This is a genomic window from Dyadobacter sp. NIV53 (genome assembly GCF_019711195.1).
Classification (GTDB): Bacteria; Bacteroidota; Bacteroidia; order Cytophagales; family Spirosomataceae; genus Dyadobacter.
Genome location: NZ_CP081299.1, coordinates 5,432,024 through 5,454,041, shown reverse-complemented (window position 1 = coordinate 5,454,041; position 22,018 = coordinate 5,432,024). Strand labels below are relative to the sequence as shown.

The window sequence follows — 22,018 nt, the reverse complement described above, 5'->3', positions numbered from 1 at the left end:
ATAACCGGACGGTTTTTAGCCCGGTTATAAAAATCTTAAAATTGCTGTAATGCGTTATGCGAGTGCCGCTACATTGGATGCAATTACTTTGCTTACGTGCGGAACTGCCTTACGAATTGACTCTTCAAGACCTGCACGGAAAGTCATAGCGCTCATCGGACAGCTTTGGCAAGACCCCTGCAACTCAAGAATTACAGTCATGTCATCGGTTAATTCCACCAATTTCACATCTCCGCCATCAGCATGAAGATAAGGGCGTACAGTTTCGAGCGCCTGCTCAATCAGTTCTATTGTTTTTTCTTTTGAATCCATTATAAAAAAATCTATCTGCTAATATGCAAAACTTTATCTTTAAAATCAAATAAATGCTTCTTAACCTAAGCCTGGATTTCTACAAGCCGGGTTTTGTCTTTGGAAGCATTTCTAATAGCAACCTGCTGAGCCAAAGCTTCGGCAGTATCCCTGAAAGCATTATTTACAATAGCATTGTTATTCATAATAGCCGGTTTTCCTTCATCACCTGCCTCTCGGATACTTTGAACCAACGGTATTTGTCCTAATAAAGGTACATTAAATTTGCTTGCCAGAAGCTGCCCTCCGCCTGAACCAAAAATTGGATATTTATAATCCGGGAGCTCATCAGGTGTAAACCATGCCATGTTTTCAACAATACCTAGAATCGGCACATTAATCTGTGGCTGCATGAACATCGACAGTCCCTTGGTCGCATCTGCTAAGGCTACTTTTTGTGGTGTTGTCACAATTACAGCACCTGTTACAGGAACAGTTTGTACCAGTGTTAAATGTATATCACTTGTTCCCGGAGGAAGGTCAATTAAGAGATAATCCAGATCACCCCAATCCGTATCACCAAAAAACTGCTTTAGAGCCTGGCTTGCCATAGGGCCGCGCCAAACTACTGCACTGTCCGGTGGTGTTAAAAAACCTATTGAAATAATTTTTATCCCGTACTGACGAATTGGATTAATGTAATTTTTACCATTTTTTGGCGTAATAGTGGGCTGCATATTTTCTGCACCAAACATTACCGGCATGGAAGGCCCAAAGATATCTGCATCTATAATCCCGACCTTTGCACCCGAACGGTGCAACGCCATAGCCAGATTGGCAGTAACGGTAGATTTCCCCACACCACCTTTCCCTGATGAAATAGCAATCACATTTTTTACGCCCGGAATTAAGGAACCGGTCTGACGCGTTGAAGTAACGTTAGCTGTCAGATTAACAATCACTTCAACATCAGGACTTAAATGTTTGTGGATTGCCGCAGTACAATTCCTTCGGATCAGCTCTTTCAACGGACAAGCTGGTGTGGTTAACACCACAGTGAATTTGACCTGATTAATGCCGATTTCAATATCCTGGATCATACCCAGCGTTACCAGATCCCTTTTCAGATCGGGCTCTTCCACAGTACTTAATGCCTGTAATACTTTTTCTTTATTTATTGTAAATTCTCCCATTATACGGATTACGGATTTTTCTTATAAGGATAAAATCCTATTCATAATTAAAATTTGGTACTCTTTCGTCATCACTTCTTCAATACGATTCAACACAAATAATACGTAATGAGTTTATTAAAGAACTGGAAATTCATTTATTCTTTTGCGTATTTCATTCAGTTCAGCAGTAACATCTATGGTTGCAGAAATTTCGTTCAGCTTTAATCTAAGGGTATTTAATAATTTAAACTGGCTTTGCGTAAATCCATGCTGTGGCCTGTGATTCATCATCTGGCGTATATGATTCCATTCTTTCATGAAATCCAGTGATCCTGTACTGACAAATGAATGGACAAAAGTATGAAAGATATGATCCTCTGCTATTTTGTTCGGATGTATAAGGTCTTCTTCGTAATACCGGTAATCGCGTAATTCGTCGATCATGATTTCATAGGAAGGAAAATATTCAACGTGCCGGTATTTTTCGGATAAACGATGACAAATCAATCTCAAAGTAGACTTACTAACCTGGTTTAATGGTAAAGTATCTTTTGTATGCCGAACCGGGCTTACAGTCACAATAACCTGTAAGTCGCGCCGGAAAGATCTTAATTTATTGATCAGCTGTTCAAAAGGGATCATGATCTGATCCGGATGCAGCAATTCTTTCACAAAACGGTCAGAAGGTAATTTATGGCAATTCCCGACGAGCAAATTGGTTGATCTGTGCCGGTAAGCATAAGCGGTGCCTAATGTTATGACGAGTAAATCTGCGCTTTGTATAAATGCTTTCATGCTATTCAGCTTTTCCATCAATTCCGTTTCCAGTTCATGCTGATTTACAGCCCATTGAGCTGAGTGAAAATCATGATGAAGCCATACCCGGTCTGCATTTTCCAGATATAAAGCAGAATTTGGCTTCCTTCCTTCCAAAGCGGAATCCAGGATTTTGGTAATCGTATGCGGATTAAATACTGTGCCGAAGGGATTATTTAGGACAGGAAATTTATAGTCAAAAAGTTGTCTGCCCAATACTTCTGCGAAACACGAACCAATAGTTAATATTTTTGAATGATGGTTAATTTTCCAATCGGACGGAGTAATGCTGACTTCGGTATTTAATTTTAATTGCTTCATTCTGTGTAATCATGTAGGTATTGCAAAATTAATGTGAATTAATTAAACGTCTCTTTAGTTCTGTTTTATTAGTGATTTTAAATCATTAAGTTTGAGTTAAATCGCACACACTCATCAACAAATAATGAATGAAAATACTTACCCATTTACGCTGTCGCGTACAGAATTCCGCTTTGAATTTGTCAGTATCAGTGCAAAGAAAGAAGTCAGGAAGGTTGTTCTTTTAACTGAAACAGCCATTTCTAAAATTTACAATCTTGCGTTGCTTGATTTATTGGAAAATGGTGAACTAAGTGACATGGCAGAAACGAGTAATGATGATTTTAAAATTGTTATAGCCACTGTAATACAAATTATCAATAATTTTCTGGATCACAATCATCACATTTTTGTTATTTTCAGTGGCAGTGATTCACGTCGACATCGACTTTACCGAATAATATTGAGCCGAGAGTTAATCGAGATTTCTAAAAAGTTTGTAGTTTTCGGAGTTAACCATGATGTTCCATATCCTTTTGAAATCAATACAGAATATGAATTTTGCCTTATAGGAAAACATGAAAACACTAAAAAAAAAATACTACTTTAACTCTTACAGGAGAACAAATTGTTCAAAAGAAATTAGACAAGGTGAATGCGATGCTTAAAAAAATGGATCTTTCTAAATTACCAGGAATGCCAATTAACGCCAAGCATGATTAATGAAAACAGTAAAAAGAAAATTCTGCCCCAAAATTAACCGGAGAGCAAATTGTTCAGAAAAAATTAGACGAAATGAATGCGTTACTTAGGAAAATAGATTTTTCTAAATTTCCAATGAGTTCAAAAGACAAGTAAGTTTAGCATCTGACTGTAATATGCCAAATTCTTTTTTCAAGTCAATATTCCTGATTTCAATTAATCTGATTGGGCTTACTGGTTGTGCTCAACCAGCCAACACGCCGCAGGTTCCTCGTCAATATGAATTTGGAACTACGCCCGTATGGCAGGATGAATTTGATTATTCGGGCAAACCGGATGTTAAAAAATGGAGTTACGATTTAGGTGGGGATGGATGGGGAAATAATGAATTGCAAAATTATACGGACAAACAGGAAAATGCGCATGTTGAAAACGGCAAGCTGATTATTGAGGCAATTAAAGAACAATCAGGTAAAAACAAATACAGTTCAGCCAGACTTGTTTCTCTTGGTAAAGGTGATTTTCGCTATGGCAAATTTGAAATTAAAGCCAAACTACCAACGGGACGAGGAACATGGCCTGCTATCTGGATGCTGGCAAGTAATAATACTTACGGAAATAAGGGCTGGCCGGATAATGGCGAAATAGATATAATGGAACATGTAGGTTTTGACCAGAATAACATTCATGGCAATATCCATACAAAGGCATTTAACCACTCCATTGGCACCAATAAGGGTAATAATACTATTATCAATACCGCTTCTACTGAGTTTCACATTTATACATGTGAGTGGACTCCGGACTATGTTGCTCTCTCTGCTGACGGTAACGAATATTTCAGATTTAATAAAGAACCGGTTTATCAATGGCAGCAATGGCCCTTTGACAAATCTTTTCATCTTTTATTAAATATGGCAGTTGGAGGTAATTGGGGTGGCCAGAAAGGCGTGGATGATAGCATCTTCCCTCAAAAAATGGAGGTGGATTATGTTCGGGTTTATCCACTCATTGAAAAAAAGTAGCTTTGAAATTACAGTCCATCGAGGTAACTTGCACCCATGGATCATTTCGTTGTTTCGGCCAGGAAGTATCGACCCGTCACCTTCGATTCGGTGGTTGGTCAGTCACACATTACTACTACGCTTAAAAATGCTATACGCACCAATCACCTTGCACAGGCTTTTCTTTTTTGCGGGCCAAGAGGTGTAGGAAAAACTACATGCGCACGGATTTTGGCAAAAACTATCAATTGCCAGAATCTGGGTGAAGACGTAGAGGCATGCGGAGAATGTACTTCCTGTATCAGTTTTCAGAACAACCAGTCTTTCAACATCCATGAGCTGGATGCTGCTTCCAATAATTCAGTAGATGACATACGGAGTTTGATCGACCAAATCCGGACTCCGCCACAATTACCCGGAAAGTACCAGATTTATATCATTGATGAAGTTCACATGCTTTCATCGCAGGCTTTTAATGCATTTTTGAAAACATTGGAAGAACCACCCAGTTATGCCATTTTCATCCTGGCTACAACTGAGAAGCATAAGATTCTGCCAACGATATTATCGCGTTGCCAGATTTTCGATTTCAACAGGATACAACCTAAGGATATTGCTTACCATCTGGCAGATATTGCTAAAAAAGAAGGTATTGAAACAGACGCAGAGGCGTTGGAACTAATCGGCCAAAAAGCTGATGGAGGACTTCGTGACGCTTTGTCTATGTTCGATTTGAATGTTACTTTTTCAACTGGCAACCGCCTGACTTATGAAGCGGTACTTGAAAACCTGCATATCCTGGATTATGATTATTATTTCAAAATTACAGATGCTTTAACGGCTGGAAGTATCGCAAAATCATTGATACTCTTTGATGAAATTTTACGAAAAGGATTTGACGGGCATTTGTTTATTGTAGGCCTGCTCGAACATTTCCGTAATCTGCTGGTTTGTAAAGATCCGTCTACTGTCACCCTTTTACAGGTTTCTGAAGCAGCTGAAAGAAAATACCTGCATCAGTCTGCTCTTGCCGACATGAGCTTTTTACTGTCGGCACTTAGTATTGCCGGCCAGACTGATATCAATTATAAAGCTGCTAAAAACCAGCGGCTGCATGTAGAGTTATGCCTTATGAAGCTTGCGAATTTGCCGCATATTCTTCAACTGAGCTCACTTGCGACCGTTGATGAAACGGCAAAAAAAAGTTGAGCCTGAGCAACAGCCAGTAACGACAGAACCAAAACCTCCTGTTTATGAGAAAAGTAATGGCTCACCTGTTACTAATTTACAGCCTGTCAGCTCTTCTTCGTCAGTCAATACTGTTGTGCCGGTGGCAGCACCTGTTCAGTCAACAAAATTAAGAAGTACCACGCAGCTCATTCCGTCTGCACCTGTTCAAACCCAGCCATCACGCGAAGAAAATCCGATTATAGCAGTAAGCCAGCCTTCAACAACTATGGTTGATGTGGAAGAACTTACGCTTGAAAATTTACAAAGTGCCTGGTATGAATTCGCCGGAAAGCGCAACCAGGTAAAAAACTCGACTACCGAAGAAATTGCTTTAAGGAAGGAATTTAAACTTGTCGGGACAAGCATTGAAATTATTCTGGATAATGACCATCAGCTCGATGCAATCCAGGGAATGAGGTATGATTTGTTAAGCTTTCTGAAAAATCGTTTTCATGCGCCAAAACTGGATATAAATCCGCGTGTAGCACCGCATGAAGTAAAAAAAGTACCTTATACTGCGGCAGAGAAATTTAATTTCATGGCAGAAAAAAACCCGCATCTTTTAAAGCTGAAGCAGGCATTAGGCTTGGATGCGGACTTTTAATAAGCAGCCATTTCTATCTGTTTAAGAATTTTTTATGCAAGTATAAAACCTGAGGAATAAGAGCAGATGTTTCATCATTCTTAATTACAAAATCAGCGATTTTATTGCGGTCGTCATCTGAAATCTGCCGTTGAATGATTGCTTCTATTTCTTGCTGGCTGCGATTATCTCTCTATAGTATTCTTTTAATTCTCAGTTTAGCAGGTGCCTCAACGACTATTACAAAATCCAGATTATTTCTGTCTCCGGCTTTGTTCATAATGGCCGCTTCTTTGATCACATAAGCAGAACCGGATTTTTCACTTACCCACCTTTCAGTATCCTGCATGACGACAGGATGAATGATTGCATTTAATTTTTTAAGGAGATCCTCATTTTTAAAAACGACCGAGGCAACATAAGAACTTGTTGTACATACCTTCTGCATTATAAGATTTTTCCCCAAGTAGCTGAAGGACTTTTTCTTTAATTTCAGGATGATTATTGGTCAGCCATTTTGCCCTGCTGTCTGCTTCATAAACAGGTATATCAAGACACGAAAATATTTTACAAACAATACTTTTACCCGAACCGATACCTCCGGTAATTCCAATTTGCAAAGGGGATTTCTTGTAATCAGCCATAAAAATTGCAGTTGCACTTACTTATTGGGAACAGTATTTAAAAATTGTGCAACCTCAAAACTGATATAAACATTACGGTGACTAACCTCTACCAAAGGAGAAACAGGCAGCGGTATAGGAAGACTTTCATCAAAATTGTTCTGGATCTTCGGAGTTGGAACCTGAATACGGATCGTATCAGGATAAGCTTTTATCAGGGAAACTGGTCCGTCGACAGAAATAAGTGATGGAGAAACGTTAATAATACTGGATATGACATAACCTTCACCCATATCAATTCCTGCGCTATCAACCCGGATTGGTATAATCCTTCTTATTTTACGCTCAAAACTGAGTTCAAATGTATCTGAAACAACATAATTAACATGCAGATCAGGAAAGAGCTCGGTGATCTGGTCAGTTAGTGTTGTTGAATTGATATAGCTGGATTTGTTCGGGTTATTTACCTTATAGACGACAGGAAGCGCATTAAAATTCAGCCAATATTTCCGCACCAGGTTCCATCCATTGCCCGAAACATTTACGGATAATCGTTTAGGCAGAGGCTGCAAAGGCACAAAAGAAGCATTATCGTACTCCACTTCGAGCGGATAATTCAACCTTACAGAATAATTATCCTGATTAAGCACGTTCATCAACCAAAAGAACGTAGCTGCAATCAGGCAAACCAAAAAGGTTTTTATCTTATTCTTTCCGGAAGGCGTGTCACTCACAAGTAATTATTGGTTAGTTCTGTATTAAGTATTTGGTAACCAGGAGTAATTGGGTAATCACAAGTTTGTGGGTAACCACTAGGGTTACCCCAGCTTTTATTCGGTAATTGTACGGGCCACCGCCGATTTATCAATCGTTAATTTAACACCTTTATCAATTTCAAGTGTTACTGTAGTTTCATCAACTGTATACACTTTCGCATGTATCCCGCCAATAGTAACGACTGATTCTCCCTTTTTAAGGTTACCAAGAAGCTCTTTTTGTTCTTTTTGTTTCTTTTGCTGTGGGCGTATCATAAAAAAATAAAATACACCAATTATCCCCACCCACATTATTACCTGGTAGATCATGGCCTGGTTACCGCCTGCTGCTGCTTGTGCTAAAAGAGAAAGTTTCATTATTAAAGGAGATATCCTATTTTAAAAATTTGAAATTATTTGATTGAGTTTAGTTTTCTGCTTCCGGCTTTGGTTCAGCATTCACGATTCCCCTTAATCTCAATTCGGAATATGCAGGTTCAGTATTTGCATAAACAGTGATTGTCTTTACCTGGGGACCCGATTTGTTTTTACTGTCGAAACGAACATGAATACTTGAAGTAGCGTTTGGGCCGATCGGTTCTTTGGGCCATTCAGGAGTTGTACATCCGCAAGATGAGGTTATATTGTTCAGTATCAAAGGATATTCACCATCATTTCTGAACTTAAAAGTATGCTCCACAACCTGGCCTTCTTTAATCGTACCAAAATCGTAAGAAGAACTGTCTATTAAAGTCAAAACAGGCAGTTTTGAATCTGTCTGTTTTGAATCGTTTTTCTTTTCTGTACCCGAACAATTTAACAAAGCCGTAGATACCGACAAAAAGAATATAACCGAAAATACTTGTTTCATAAATCCTGAATCAGCTGGCCTGGCCTTTAATCTGAGCCATAAGACGATCAACATCTTCAAGCAGTTTTTCTGCTTTTTCCCGCGCATCATTTACAACACGTTCACTTTCAGTTCTTGAGTAATTATCAGGCAGGTCTTTTCTGTCAACCATATCCTGGATTACATCCTGAAGCTTTTCACGATATTTTGATAATCTGTATGTTAATTGGGTACGCAGTACTTCTCCTTTATTAGGAGCATAAAGAATCCCCAAAGCAGCTCCTGTTACGCAGCCAGTCAAAAATGCAATTAAACCGTTACTAGTTTTACTCATGGCTCTATTGTTTTTGCTGTTAGTTTTTAGTCTGATATTTTAATAGTAATATATTTACAAAAACTATTCCAATTCAAATTTACAAACCAACTTATAATGCGTTTGTTTATCAAATTTATTTATTGTCAATTAAGCCTCGTCCGCTTTTTCTGATAACGCCTTCATTAGCAAGCTTTACAGAAAGTACGTCCAAAACTCCATTTACAAACTTACCACTTTTAGGTGTACTATACCTTTTTGCAATTTCAATAAATTCATTAATTGTCACTTTCACTGGAATTCCTGGAAAATGGATCAATTCCGCCAAGGCTGTTTTGAGGATGATCAGATCCACTAATGCAATACGGTCCAGTTCCCAGTTTTTAAGATGTTCGTCCAGATAAACATCATATTTATCATTTTCTTCAACAACGATCCGGCATAATTCCTCTACAAAGAACCGGTCTTCTTCCCAGTCTTTGGTAAGTGGTGCCAGCTGGAAGGTTTCACTGGTATCAGCAGATTTAAGTGTTTTGATACATAAACTACGGATCAATTCACTGTGATCTACCCAATATAAATCGCGTTGTTCCAGGTAATCCAAAGGAACTTCGTGTTTCAGTATTACCTGCCTTAATATATGCTGGATGATCAGTTGGTCTTCTTCAGATGTGGGGGCAATTTTATGACAATATTTTTCATATTCCTCATCTTTGCGTAGTGCCTCGCGGTATATTTTCCGGATGAGGTTCATTTCATTACTCCAGTTGATCCCGTTCCTAATAATTTCTTCTTCCAGATTTTTGTCCGCTTCTAAAACAAGAATTACACGATTGGTATTCAGTCCGGAATCTTTTGGGAAAGGCGCCTCGGGATTATCATATCTTCTTTCCCTGTCCATTTTCGCCTGGCGCGACAATTCAATCAGCATGGACAAAACCCTGATAAAATCTACATAAATAGATTCTGTTTCATTTAAAACGCGGCGAACCATCTTTTCTCCGTCCGAAACAGTTTGCCGCCGGTAAGCGTCAAATGCACTGCGGGCAACATTCATAACCTGAGCCGGCGTCTCGTCAGTGTTCAGCTCTCCTTTTTTAATGAGATCATCCAGCGTCACACCCGCCAGCTTTTTCATACCGGTCAGTTTAGCCCGGTCCTGAAATTCCATCGAATTGAGATCCGGTGCAAATGCCTCATCAATGTGGTCTAAAGCCAAAAGGCGATTGGCGTCAGCTGTCAGTTTGCGCGCATAAAGCGCCTGAACAGCTTTTGTTCTTAATAATCTTCTATTCAGCATAAGCCGCAACACTAGTGGGTAAAAAGGTACAGTAAACCAAAGAACGTGTCTGCATATAGTGCAGGATTATTTGTTACAATACCCCGCGTTTCTTTTTAAATTAACCGCAAAAATAGACTATTTTGTTCAGAATCGGAAAAATCAAAAACAGGCATTTGATTTTTGCAACGATTTAGCAGGCCCGAACGTTGGTTTTCTTAAGGCGTCGGACAAAGATATTTTAAGATGCTGAACTGAAAGACTTTCTGTTTAAATCTTAATTTGCCAATATAAATTTGATTAATTCCTTACTTACCTATTAAAATAACGGAACATTGAAAATTAAGTGTTATTCGTTTTATGTTTTAATTTGTAATTCTTACAGGAATCCGGCCGTGTTATATAGCGCCATTTTATTTTAATTATCTGAGTTTCATATCTAATTTTTTTAAAAGTGAAATCATTAAAGTACCTCAACCAGTACTTGTGGAAATACAAATGGTACCTCATCTCAGGAATCGTTTTTACTATCGTTTCTAACCTTTTCGGAATTATTCCTGCCCAGCTGGTTCGGTATGCACTGGATCTTGTGATTGAAACACTGGATATTTATTATCTTTTTGGTGGCTCAGCACTGCAAAGCAAAATGTACGACATATTCGCATTCAGCATCTTACTTTATGGTCTGCTGATTTTGGCAATGGCACTCCTGAAAGGAATATTCCTTTTCCTGGTAAGGCAAACGATTATCGTTATGTCAAGACATATTGAATATGATCTTAAAAATGATGTATACCAGCATTATCAGACTTTGCCGACAAGCTTTTTCAGGCGCCACAATACGGGTGACCTTATGGCCAGGATTTCCGAAGATGTGAGTAATGTAAGGATTTACCTCGGTCCGGCACTCATGTATGGAATAAACCTGATCGTGCTGTTTTTCCTGGTCATTTCCTATATGCTTTCGGTGAATACCAAATTAACTTTTTATGTGCTTTTACCTCTCCCGCTACTTTCTATTAGTGTGTATGTGGTAAACAGTATTATTATGAAACGTTCTCAGGAAATTCAAAAACAATTGTCCGGGCTTTCGACTTATGTACAGGAAGCGTTTTCTGGCATTAGGGTTATTAAATCTTTTGTTCAGGAAAATCATTCTTTTACAAATTTTCAGAAAGAAGCAGAAGACTTTAAGAATAAATCACTCGGACTTACCAAAGTCGATTCTTTTTTCTATCCGATTATTTTGCTGTTGATCGGCCTGAGTAACATCCTTATTATATATGTAGGCGGAAAGGAAATCATAAACGGGAACTTGACGCCGGGAAATATTACTGAATTCATTTTGTATGTCAATATGCTGACCTGGCCTGTTATGGCCTTAGGCTGGACTACCAGCCAGATCCAGCGTGCAGCATCTTCGCAGCAACGTATCAATGAATTTCTGGATGAAAAAACAACACTGGTTTCAGTAAAAAATATTAACAAACCTTTGGCTGGTTCTATTACCTTCAGCAACATTGGCTTTGTTTATCCGGATTCCGGTATTGAAGCTTTGCAGCATTTTGATTTACAGGTAAATCAGGGCGAATCAGTGGCCATCTTGGGTACAACTGGTTCAGGAAAAAGTACACTGGCGCATTTGCTTTGCCGTTTGTACGATCCAACTGAGGGCCGGATACTGGTTGATGATATTCCATTGCAGGATTATGATGTACATGCATACCGCCGCCAAATTGGCTATGTCCCGCAGGATGTTTTCCTCTTTTCGGATTCAATCGAAAATAATGTACGCTTTGGCTCCACCGACATGCCGTTTGCAAGAATAGAGCAGGCCGTAAAAGACGCCGATTTGTATAATAATATTATAGATTTCCCGAACGGGTACGGAACCATGCTTGGTGAACGCGGAATTACTTTATCAGGTGGACAAAAACAGCGGCTGTCCATCGCAAGAGCTATCGCCCGTGACCCCAAAATTTTAATTTTAGACGACTGTCTTTCTGCAGTTGATACCAATACTGAAAACATTATCCTGAACAATCTTAAGAAGATCATGGATCAGCGCACTTCTGTAATCATTTCACATCGTGTTTCATCAGCAAAACTGGCGGACAGAATTGTAATGCTTGATAATGGGAAAATTATTGAGCAGGGAACACATTCAGAATTAATGGCCAAAAACGGAGCGTATAAGGAATTATATGAGAAACAGCTGATGGCTGAGGAAGTATAATGAATTAACCTGCCAGCATGGACGTACATTAGAATACATCAACAAACAATGGAACAAATTTTATCCATTGGAATTTAACCTATCGTTTAGTTTAGCAATATATTTCAACCTACCGTTCCTTTCGAATTCCCGCATTTCCAATTTTCCCATTCAAACAAACTGATCAGCGTTTGAAAATCTGCTTTTATTAAAAAAGCACTTCTCCAATAAAAGCATATTCTCTTTTCAAGTCTTCTTTCTGTAAAACGAAATATTTTTAGAAATTAAAAATATAATTATTTATAGATTAAATTGAAGCGTATAGATTCAGTTATGATTTTCTAACAAATATATATTGCTCCAATCATATTTATTTTGTAACCACAAGTAACTATTACTTAAATAATATTCTGTCTAAATAAAAAATTAATACATTTTCTCTTGCACTTTATTGATATTACAATACATTTACATATTAATAATAAAAAACTTAAAATTAAATATGTAAGTAACCTAATTCCAATTAAAATTCAACAATCTGACTAACAGGTCATTTCAAAATCTCAAAAATCAACAACATTTTTATCTATGAACTAAAACCTATCAGATTTTCAACATTTTAATTCCAATTACTACAATTACAATCACCAATGAATTAATACTTAACCAAGACAGGTCTCAATTACTAATTATTACAATTATCACTCCTATGAAAAGACCATTACTTTCGAAAAGTAAATTTGTTTTACTTCTGGCAGTCCTTTGCTGCTTTTTAACGCACTTGTCGTATGCCCAAAAAACTGTCTCAGGGCGTATAACTTCCGGTGAAGATGGCGCCGCACTTCCTGGCGTAAGCATTATTTCCAAAGGAACCAATGTAGGCGCTATTACTGATGCTGATGGCTCCTACAAACTGACCGTACCAAGCGGAAAGACAGTTCTGATTTTCTCTTTTGTTGGGTTTGTTTCACAGGAAAAAGAAGTAGGTTCAGAAAGTGAAATCAATATCGTACTGGCAAATGATGTAAAGCAGTTTTCCGAACTTGTCGTGATTGGTTCCCGTAATTCTACCAGGACAAAATTGGATACGCCTGCTCCTGTAGATGTTATTTCTGTGGCAAAAATATCCGAGAATATGCCTCAGACAGAATTGGGACAGCTTCTCAAACAAGTAGCTCCTTCTTTTAACTCACTAAAAATTCCGGGAGGAGATCTGGCTTCACACGTTGATGCAGTTCAGCTTAGAAACCAGCCTCCTAACCAGACACTGGTATTGCTTAACGGAAAACGCAGGCATTCATCTTCGTTGCTTCTGGTAGCCAACAATTCCGGCCCTTCTACGACAGTGGATATGCGCACAATTCCTCTTGCGGCTGTTGAACGTGTTGAAATCCTTCGTGACGGAGCAGCGGCTCAGTACGGTTCAGATGCGATTGCAGGTGTTGTAAACATGGAGCTAAAAAAGAGTGTAGGTGTATTTACCGGTATGTTTAACACTGGTTTTTATGCCAACGCAGGTTTGTCCAAAAATAAAGACATCGACAAATTTGGCACGGATGGAAAGCTTCAGCAATTCATGGGAAACTATGGTTTTGCTATTGGTGATAAAGGTGGTTTTATCAACCTTACTTTCGAATTGAGCACGCAAGGTAAAACCAGCCGTGTGCCAAAAGGCGGTTATAGCGGAGCTGTATTTGATGATTCTTATCTGAACAATACCAGAAAAGATGAGTATGGACAAATTATTGTAACCAATCCTGAAGCTATTGCGAGTCCTGATAATGCGGCATTAAAAACAGACGAAGGGCTTCAAAGCGCACGCGGACTGACTAAGAAAAGTTTTGAAATGATAAACGGGCTTAGTAAAGTTGAAAACGGAACCATTTTCATGAACATGGCAATTCCGTTAAGCGGAATGAAAGGAAGTGAATTTTATGCTTTTGGTGGGCTTAACTACCGTAATACGAAAAGCGGATGTTATTATCGTTTCCCACGCCAGCAGGATCGTTTCCTGAACGATCTTTATCCCAACGGATTTTTGCCTCAGCTTACCTCAAATATCTCGGACCGATCTCTGACAATGGGGATTCGTGGAAAAGCAGGAATTTTTGACCTGGATTTCAGCAACTCGTTTGGTAACAGCAAGTTTGGGTTCGGAATGGTAAATACCATGAACGCTTCCTACGGACCGTCTACTCCTACTACCATGCGTTTGGGAGATAATAATTTCACACAGAATACAACCAATGTCGGCCTTTCCAAATTATTTGAAAGCCCTGGAAACGGAGGTATAAAAAGTATCAACGTAGCATTTGGAGCTGAAATGCGTGTAGAAAACTACCAGATCAAAGCAGGTCAGGTAGAGTCTTATACCAAAGGTACTTATGGTACATTCAGCGCGCCTTCTGACAATTACAACTATACAAAAAATGTAAATGCAGATGTAAAATCTGAGCAGGTAATTGCTCTTCCTGATGGCCGTGATTCTACTATTTATGTTGATCTGATACTTCCATACAAAGGTGACCGGGTTGATATCAAAGGATATTCACCAAACTGTCAGTGTTTCCGCGGGTTTGCTCCTGAGCAGGAAACAAATGCTTTCCGTTCGGTAATGGCTGGTTATGTTGATATTGAAGTAGATATTACAAAACGTTTCATGGTAGAAGCTGCTGCACGTTACGAGCATTACAGCGATTTTGGCGGCGTTCTGACAGGTAAACTTGCGTCCCGCTTCTCTATAATTCCTGATATGTTTGCCATTCGCGGTTCTATCAGCACAGGTTTCCGCGCTCCAAGTTTGCAGGAATTATATTATGCACAGACTTCCACAGGTTTTACACCAGGCGGCGTTCCTTTCGATCAGGGATATTTCACCAACAACAGTACTGCTGCAAAAACACTGGGAATCCCAACTCTGAAACAAGAACGCTCAACCAACATGAGCTTTGGATTAACAACACAGTTATTGCCAGGACTTGAAGTTACAGCGGATGGCTATTACATTAAGATTAAAGACAAAATTATTCAAACCGGCGGTTTTGGTGGAAGCGTAATTGGTGGTAGCTTCAGCAATATTGTTACGCCAGACGGAATTGCACAGTTTTTCACCAACGCAGCCGATGTTGAAACAAAAGGTATTGACCTGGTTGCCAATTATACAACACGTTTAGCAAGAGGACAAATGGTTTTCTCTCTGGCAGCAAACTGGAACAAAGTGGCTTTCACCAAAGTATATCCTGCCCCTTTGAATATCGGTGCCAACAATACACTGCCAACTGACCCAACTTTGCGTGCTCAGTATTTGTCGGATATCTATCTGAACCGCAGCTCACGCGGAAGCTTTGAAAGAGGCAATCCCCGCCAGAAATATATTGCTTCTATTGTTTATACAAAAGGTGCTTTCTCAGCAATGGCCCGTGGCGTTTATTTCGGTGGTGTAAACTATTACAGCAATTACCACGAAACAAGCGATATCACTTCTCCATATGCTGATTATACTTTGGCATCCCGTGCTACTCTTGATTTGAGTGTAAGTTACCAGATCATCAAAGCAGTACGTCTTTCAATTGGCGGAGATAACGTTACAAATACTTATCCTACCAGAACTCGTGCAGATCTGACAGATTCTGGACGCTTTGCATATGATAACTACCAAATGGGTTATCAGGGAGCATATTACTATGGACGTTTAAGCTTCAAATTCTAGGCTTAACTTAATAAAATAAAAGTCCGGATTGATGAGAAGCTCTCTCACTAGTCCGGACTTTTTATTTTAACCGCATCTTAGCCGCCCTTAATTGATAATTCTTAACCAATAACTCTTCTCACCTCTTCTTTCAGTTCTTTCATTTCCTGATGCAGGTTATGTAAACTTACATTCTGGAAACCCGCTTCCAGATCAAAAGTCAGCTTACTGTTCACCTGCCAGAGTTCCCTGATTTCACTCCGGTCTATTCGTATTGGCCCATATTCAGGATTGAGTGATATCAGATTGATATAAGTTGTCTGGTTATCTTTTTGTATTTTTTTTACCAGAATACTATCTGCGGTTACAATCACATACATACTTTTGCTCCGCAGATTATCCCAGTCATCTACTGCTTTTCCTACAATCCATTCATCCGACTGCAACGCAGGTAACATGCTATCTCCATCGACCTGAAATCCCCTGAAAGTAGCATTACGGTATTCGGGTAAAGGAATACTAAACGCCGGCAGACTTTCAAACCATTGTGCATCACCAATATTGTTCGGATAACCGGCAGCCGCTTTTGCACTTACCAGTACAATATTTTCTTTACCGGTGTTATCCACGGTAACTACCTTCGGGCTCATTGCTGTTTCTCCTATACGCAGGTATTTTTGCCCGCTTTCTCCAAACAGCCAGAGCGGATTAATTTGATATTGTTTCAAAAGCTCCTTCACAACCTGTCCGGGTATGCGGGTACGCCCTCTTTCAATATCCGCCGTAGTCATACTAATACCCAACTGTTCTGCAAAAGCTGCTTGTGTCAGATTCAGTTCTTCGCGTATTTGTTTAAAGCGTTTACTTTCTTCTTCGATTGGCATATTAAATGTTTTAGAAAAAATTATTTCGGTCAGACACTTACGTTTTTTTCAAAATTCCTATCTGCAAAACGACTGATTTTGATCACATTAAATCAGTGTCGGCGTATAGACTTCAAACCAAATTAGAATATCAAAGATACAACTTTATGGATTATTTCCATAAATTATTTGGGATTAAATCCATTAATTTGGAAATATTCCATAAATTTGTAAAAACTCCAAACCAATTATGGAACGAACCATCCTACATCTTGACCTGGATACATTTTTTGTATCCGTTGAACGCAAACTTGACAGTCGTCTCAATAATCGGCCCGTTCTGGTTGGTGGTGTAGGTGACCGGGGTGTAGTGGCAGCATGCAGTTATGAAACGCGGCCTTATGGAGTTCATTCAGGCATGCCAATGAAAATGGCCAGAAATCTTTGCCCGGAAGCCATTGTGATTCGTGGCGAGGCAAGCCATTATTCCAAAGAATCAAAAGTCGTAACGGAAATAATTAAAGAACGCGTTCCGCTTTTTGAGAAAGCAAGCATCGACGAGTTTTATGCTGACTTGTCGGGGATGGATAAGTTTTTCAGCTGCTACGGCATAGCATCAGAACTCAGGCAACGCATTAAACGTGAAAGCGGATTACCCATTTCGTTTGGGCTTTCCACCAGCAAACTTGTTTCAAAAGTAGCAACCGGGGAAGCAAAACCCGACAATGAAATGCGGATTGATGCAGGAACAGAAAAGATGTTTCTGGCTCCGATGCTTATTAAAAAAATTCCGATGGTGGGTGAAAAAACGAGTCAGATACTTTATACGATGGGAATAAAATATGTGAAAACGATACAGGATATGCCGATGGAAATGATGGGAAATGTTTTGGGCAAAAACGGCATTGCACTCTGGAACCGGGCTAATGGCATGGACGATTCTCCAATTGTTCCGTTTCATGAGCGTAAATCCATTTCCAACGAACGGACTTTTGGAAAAGATACAGGGGATGTAAAAAGAATGCGGGAAATGGTACGTGCAATGGCAGAAAACCTTGCTTATCAGCTCAGGAACGGCGATAAATTAACTTCCTGCATTTCTGTGAAGATCCGTTATTCTGATTTCAATACTTTTTCTAAACAGCTTAAAATTCCTTATACCTCTGCTGACCATGTTCTGATCCCGAAAATTGAATGGCTGCTTGACCAGCTTTATAACCGCCGGATGATGGTACGCCTGGTGGGCGTCAATTTCAGTGACCTGGTAAGCGGCAATTATCAGATCAATATGTTTGACGATTCGGAAGAAAAACTGAATCTGTATATGGCAATGGATTATATCAGGAACAGGTATGGCATGAATAAAAAAGGAGATCAGATTTTGAGCTGGGGCACTACTTTGGGCATTCCGAATATTGCCAGTATGGGAAATCCATTTAACGGAGAACCTCCTGTTATTCCGGCGCATCGGAATGCGTAAAAAATTCTTTCAATAAAATCTCCCCCGGATGAATATTATTGGATGTCTTCATTACGAAAAGTAAGTATAAAGTTTAATTTCTCAAACAACATGCTACTCAACTGTCACTCTTATTTCAGCCTGCGGTACGGAACGATCCCGGAGGAAGAATTGCTCAAAATGAGCCACGAAAATGGCTATGGATGTATTGCCCTGACGGACATCAACAATACTTCCGGCTGCCTGAATTTTGTACGGATGGCTCCTAAATACAATATAAAGCCAATCGTCGGAATTGATTTTCGTAATGGGATTAAGCAGCAGTTTGTAGGGTTGGCTAAAAACAACACGGGATTTCAGGAATTAAACGCATATCTGTCTCAGCATTTACACACCAATCAGGATTTTCCTGACCAGGCTCCTCTTCTTGAAAACGCTGTATTCATTTATCCATTTAAAAATCTGTCGGACGAGAAAATAGAAAAACTATTGCCCAATGAATATATAGGCGTTTCTATACAGGACATGGGACGGATCAGGTTTCATTTGCTGCATAAATACGCAGGCAAATTAGTCATCTTGCAGCCTTTCACTTTTCGTCATAAACGTGATTTCAATACACATCGACTGCTCCGGGCTATTGATGGCAATACATTGTTAAGTAAAATAACTATTGCTGATACCGCCGAAGAAACCGAGCAGTTGTTGCCATATAATGTACTTAAATATCATTTCAAAAATATCGACGAAATTGGCAAAAATACTGAAAAGCTTATGGCTGAATGCCAAATTCATTTCAACTTTGGAAATGACAAAAAGCATCAGAATTTACAGATGTTCGGCAAAAGCAGAGAAGACGATTACCAGCGCATCCGCCAGTTAAGTTATCAGGGGATCGGCTACCGTTATGGTGACTCGGTCAATGATGTGATTTTTGACAGGATTGCCATGGAACTTGACCTGATCGAACAGCAAAATTATATCCCTTTTTTTCTGATCAATCATGATATTGTAACTTATGCACGGCATAAAGATTATTTCTATGTAGGCCGTGGAAGCGGTGCAAACAGCATTGTAGCATATTTGCTGAATATCACCAACGTCGATCCCGTTGAACTGGATCTGTATTTCGAGCGCTTTATGAATCTGCACCGGAAAAACCCGCCGGATTTTGATATTGATTTTTCCTGGAAAGACCGCGAAGATGTAACCAAATACATTTTTGACAGATACGGTAAAAACGGCCAGGCAGCTTTATTGGCTACATATAGTACATTTCAGCATAGCGCCGCAGTTCGTGAACTCGGGAAAGTATTTGGTTTGCCTTTGCATGAAATTGACGCACTAAGTGATGGAAAATATGACCCGAATAAACTGGACCAGATATCTGCACTTGTTATTAAGTACGCGAAATATTTACAGGACAATAATCAGCCCAACCACCTGAGTATACATGCTGGCGGAATCCTGATTTCAGAACGCCCCATTCATTATTATTCTGCTACCGACCTGCCACCAAAAGGCTTTCCAACCACACAGTTCGACATGCAGATTGCAGAAGATATCGGACTTAACAAATATGATATTCTTAGCCAGAGAGGCCTGGCTAAAATTAAAGAAACACTCGAAATTATTCGTTATAACCGCCCCGAGACACCTGAAATTGACATAAATGATGTAAAGCAATTTAAGACAGATCCAAAAATCAAAGAACTGATCAGACAAGCGCAATGTATAGGTTGCTTTTATGTTGAATCACCTGCTATGCGTATGCTGTTAAAAAAGCTGGAAGTACAAGATTACCTTGGCCTGGTGGCAGCAAGTTCTATTATCCGGCCGGGCGTAGCAAAAAGCGGAATGATGCGTGAATATATTTTACGGCATCGTAATCCTAAAAAGAGAGAGGAAGCGCATCCGGAATTAATGAAACTAATGAAGGATACCTATGGCATCATGGTTTATCAGGAAGATGTCATCAAGGTTGCACATTTTTTTGCAGGGCTATCATTGGGAGATGCTGATATGATCCGTCGGGGAATGAGCGGAAAATTTCGCGGGCGTGAGGAATTCGAACAAGTGAGATTAAAATTTTTCAGGAATTGCAGAAACAAAGGCCACGAAGAAAAAACAATACAGGAAGTTTGGGACCAGATTGCAAGCTTTGCCAGTTTCGCTTTTGCGAAAGGGCATTCGGCTTCTTATGCCGTGGAAAGTTACCAGTCTCTATTTCTTAAGGCATATTATCCGCTGGAATATATGGTGGCCGTTTTGAATAATGGCGGTGGTTTCTACGCACCTGAATTATATGTGCACGAAGCCAGGATGCTGGGAGCAAATATACTGGCACCCTGTGTAAATCATAGTTGTGCACAGGCTATCATTGAAGGAAAAGACATTTATTTAGGATTACAATCATTAAATGAAATTGAAGAAAAAACCATAGAAAAAATTATACGGGCAAGACAGGAAGAAGGAGAATTCACTTCACTGAATAATTTCCTGGACCGTGTAGCCATTTCTATCGAACAACTGACTATTCTGATCCGTATTGATGGTTTACGGTTTACAGGTTTTGATAAAAAAAATCTGTTATGGAAAGCTCATTTCAGGCTTAATAAAAAACTCAATAAAGTACAGCAAAAACAGCTATTTCAGACAGAAGTCAAAAATTTCGAACTGCCCGTTTTTCACACCTCGCCTGTCGACGATGCGTATGATCAGATTGAACTGCTGGGTTTTCCGTTATGCAGTCCTTTTGAGCTCGTAAAACATGGATTACCTAAAGGTATTATGGCCAAAGATCTGCATCAGCATGTTGGCCACGACGTTGTGCAATTCGGATATCTGGTAACAATTAAAAATACCCGGACTTCAAAAGGAGAAACTATGCAATTCGGTACATTTCTGGATCAGGAAGGGCAGTTTATAGATACGGTACATTTCCCCCCAATAGCTGCGAAATATAAGCTTTCAGGAAAAGGTGTTTATAAAATCTGTGGAACCGTAACCGAGGAATTTGGTTTCCTGACCGTGGAAGTTTTTGAGATAATAAGAATGGATTCGGCTTTGAGGTGAGGGATCCTGAAATTTATATTTAAACCGATTGTACCTGGTTATCTTTTCCTAACCAAAAATGCTGAATCTTGTAAATCCTTGTTTTATTTTCTGCCTGACGCAAATCAAAATTCTGCTGTAAATTTAACCATAACTGAGGTGTTGTATTAAAAGCCTCCGACAATCTTAACGCCATATCAGGAGTTATTCTTGAATGTCCGTTAATCAATTGTGATAAAGTTTTACGTGTTACGTTTAATCCGATAGCTGCATCAGTAATTGAAAGTTCAAGCGGTTCCAGATATAATCCTTTCAGTATTTCACCAGGATGAGGAGGATTTTTCAAAGGGCTTTTTACAATGTCGTTTTCCATATATTTTGTATTAATGATAGTCAAGATAATCTATATCATATGCATGCCCATTTTCGAATTTAAATATAATATGATAATTTCCAGAAACCTTAACAGACCAGAAATCATTCTTATTACCAGAGAGTTTATGTAGTCCGGATCCTGGGAAATTCATGTCCTCAGGTTCTTTGGCAGCATCCAGTAAACCTATAATCAGTTTTATTTTATACAAATTTGATGCAGGAAGTTTTGATCCGTCATCTTTTTCATAATATAGACGTAAAGCTTTACTTCTTATATTTTTAATCACGCCGTAAAATGTAATGTACTTTGTAGCAAGACGTAAGTCTGTTAATAAAGTAACAATCATTAGTACAAGCTTAAATTCAATAATACCGCTTTATCAGGCAGCTGCAATAATTCCGTGGCTGCTTTTTCGTTTTTAACCAGATTTTTATAGCATATT

Annotated in this window: 19 protein-coding genes and 1 pseudogene; 7 read left to right on the top strand and 13 right to left on the bottom strand. The window is 39.2% G+C overall.

Features of this window, described 5'->3' with window-relative positions; genetic code table 11:
• Nucleotides 1-54: 54 nt before the first annotated feature.
• The 3 genes from KZC02_RS22555 to KZC02_RS22545 form a co-directional block, all read right to left on the bottom strand.
• Nucleotides 55-312: a NifU family protein gene (locus KZC02_RS22555; protein ID WP_221390748.1), complete on the bottom strand. Its 258-nt coding sequence runs from the start codon at nt 310-312 to the stop codon at nt 55-57.
• A gap of 65 nt (nt 313-377) precedes the next feature.
• Nucleotides 378-1,484 (bottom strand): Mrp/NBP35 family ATP-binding protein, encoded by a 1,107-nt coding sequence (locus KZC02_RS22550; protein ID WP_221390747.1) that lies wholly within the window; start codon nt 1,482-1,484, stop codon nt 378-380.
• Between the two features lie 117 nt (nt 1,485-1,601).
• Nucleotides 1,602-2,603 carry a GSCFA domain-containing protein gene (locus tag KZC02_RS22545; RefSeq protein ID WP_221390746.1) on the bottom strand — a complete coding sequence of 334 codons (1,002 nt, stop codon included), beginning with the start codon at nt 2,601-2,603 and terminating at the stop codon, nt 1,602-1,604.
• A 124-nt stretch (nt 2,604-2,727) separates the two neighbouring features.
• Between KZC02_RS22545 and KZC02_RS22540 the strand changes: the two genes are divergently transcribed.
• The 3 genes and pseudogenes from KZC02_RS22540 to KZC02_RS33400 all read left to right on the top strand — a co-directional run bounded on the left by KZC02_RS22540 (nt 2,728) and on the right by KZC02_RS33400 (nt 6,122).
• Complete coding sequence (locus tag KZC02_RS22540) at nt 2,728-3,192, top strand: DUF6934 family protein (protein WP_221390745.1); 465 nt, start codon at nt 2,728-2,730, stop codon at nt 3,190-3,192.
• 268 nt (nt 3,193-3,460) lie between these two features.
• Nucleotides 3,461-4,309 carry a family 16 glycosylhydrolase gene (locus KZC02_RS22535; RefSeq protein WP_221390744.1) on the top strand — a complete coding sequence of 283 codons (849 nt, stop codon included), beginning with the start codon at nt 3,461-3,463 and terminating at the stop codon, nt 4,307-4,309.
• A gap of 36 nt (nt 4,310-4,345) precedes the next feature.
• Nucleotides 4,346-6,122 (top strand): annotated as a pseudogene (locus tag KZC02_RS33400) (DNA polymerase III subunit gamma/tau).
• Between the two features lie 172 nt (nt 6,123-6,294).
• Here KZC02_RS33400 and KZC02_RS33075 read toward each other — a convergent pair.
• The 7 genes from KZC02_RS33075 to nusB all read right to left on the bottom strand — a co-directional run bounded on the left by KZC02_RS33075 (nt 6,295) and on the right by nusB (nt 9,942).
• Nucleotides 6,295-6,549 carry a dephospho-CoA kinase gene (locus KZC02_RS33075; protein WP_310590352.1) on the bottom strand — a complete coding sequence of 85 codons (255 nt, stop codon included), beginning with the start codon at nt 6,547-6,549 and terminating at the stop codon, nt 6,295-6,297.
• Complete coding sequence (locus KZC02_RS33070; RefSeq protein WP_310590351.1) at nt 6,500-6,745, bottom strand: dephospho-CoA kinase; 246 nt, start codon at nt 6,743-6,745, stop codon at nt 6,500-6,502. Before KZC02_RS33070 ends, KZC02_RS33075 begins: the two co-directional genes overlap by 50 nt.
• A 17-nt stretch (nt 6,746-6,762) precedes the next feature.
• Nucleotides 6,763-7,458, bottom strand: coding sequence for a hypothetical protein (locus KZC02_RS22520; RefSeq protein ID WP_229253734.1), 696 nt, complete (start codon nt 7,456-7,458; stop codon nt 6,763-6,765).
• A gap of 96 nt (nt 7,459-7,554) precedes the next feature.
• Nucleotides 7,555-7,857 (bottom strand): preprotein translocase subunit YajC, encoded by a 303-nt coding sequence (yajC, locus tag KZC02_RS22515; protein ID WP_221390743.1) that lies wholly within the window; start codon nt 7,855-7,857, stop codon nt 7,555-7,557.
• A 49-nt stretch (nt 7,858-7,906) separates the two neighbouring features.
• On the bottom strand, nt 7,907-8,350 hold the full coding sequence (locus KZC02_RS22510) for a DUF1573 domain-containing protein (RefSeq protein WP_221390742.1): 444 nt from the start codon (nt 8,348-8,350) through the stop codon (nt 7,907-7,909).
• A 10-nt stretch (nt 8,351-8,360) separates the two neighbouring features.
• On the bottom strand, nt 8,361-8,663 hold the full coding sequence (locus tag KZC02_RS22505) for a YtxH domain-containing protein (protein ID WP_221390741.1): 303 nt from the start codon (nt 8,661-8,663) through the stop codon (nt 8,361-8,363).
• A 115-nt stretch (nt 8,664-8,778) separates the two neighbouring features.
• On the bottom strand, nt 8,779-9,942 hold the full coding sequence (gene nusB / locus KZC02_RS22500; RefSeq protein ID WP_221390740.1) for a transcription antitermination factor NusB: 1,164 nt from the start codon (nt 9,940-9,942) through the stop codon (nt 8,779-8,781).
• Nucleotides 9,943-10,375: 433 nt separating this feature from the next.
• Here nusB and KZC02_RS22495 point away from each other — a divergent pair, with 433 nt between their 5' ends.
• Both KZC02_RS22495 and KZC02_RS22490 read left to right on the top strand, forming a co-directional pair.
• Entirely contained in the window at nt 10,376-12,157 is a 1,782-nt protein-coding gene (locus tag KZC02_RS22495) for an ABC transporter ATP-binding protein (RefSeq protein WP_221390739.1), read from the top strand.
• Between the two features lie 688 nt (nt 12,158-12,845).
• On the top strand, nt 12,846-15,845 hold the full coding sequence (locus KZC02_RS22490; RefSeq protein WP_221390738.1) for a TonB-dependent receptor: 3,000 nt from the start codon (nt 12,846-12,848) through the stop codon (nt 15,843-15,845).
• Between the two features lie 101 nt (nt 15,846-15,946).
• Here KZC02_RS22490 and KZC02_RS22485 read toward each other — a convergent pair whose 3' ends face one another.
• The gene (locus KZC02_RS22485; RefSeq protein ID WP_221390737.1) at nt 15,947-16,708 is read right to left on the bottom strand and encodes a LexA family transcriptional regulator; all 762 of its coding nucleotides are present in this window, start codon (nt 16,706-16,708) and stop codon (nt 15,947-15,949) included.
• Between the two features lie 229 nt (nt 16,709-16,937).
• Between KZC02_RS22485 and dinB the strand changes: the two genes are divergently transcribed.
• Together dinB and KZC02_RS22475 are read left to right on the top strand one after the other, a co-directional pair.
• On the top strand, nt 16,938-18,167 hold the full coding sequence (dinB, locus tag KZC02_RS22480; protein WP_221390736.1) for a DNA polymerase IV: 1,230 nt from the start codon (nt 16,938-16,940) through the stop codon (nt 18,165-18,167).
• Nucleotides 18,168-18,257: 90 nt separating this feature from the next.
• On the top strand, nt 18,258-21,221 hold the full coding sequence (locus KZC02_RS22475) for a DNA polymerase III subunit alpha (RefSeq protein ID WP_221390735.1): 2,964 nt from the start codon (nt 18,258-18,260) through the stop codon (nt 21,219-21,221).
• A 19-nt stretch (nt 21,222-21,240) separates the two neighbouring features.
• On the opposite strand, the gene KZC02_RS22470 is transcribed toward KZC02_RS22475, so the two are convergent.
• Together KZC02_RS22470 and KZC02_RS22465 are read right to left on the bottom strand one after the other, a co-directional pair.
• Nucleotides 21,241-21,573, bottom strand: coding sequence for a HigA family addiction module antitoxin (locus tag KZC02_RS22470; RefSeq protein ID WP_221390734.1), 333 nt, complete (start codon nt 21,571-21,573; stop codon nt 21,241-21,243).
• A 10-nt stretch (nt 21,574-21,583) separates the two neighbouring features.
• The gene (locus KZC02_RS22465) at nt 21,584-21,922 is read right to left on the bottom strand and encodes a type II toxin-antitoxin system RelE/ParE family toxin (RefSeq protein WP_310590350.1); all 339 of its coding nucleotides are present in this window, start codon (nt 21,920-21,922) and stop codon (nt 21,584-21,586) included.
• Nucleotides 21,923-22,018 lie beyond the last annotated feature (96 nt).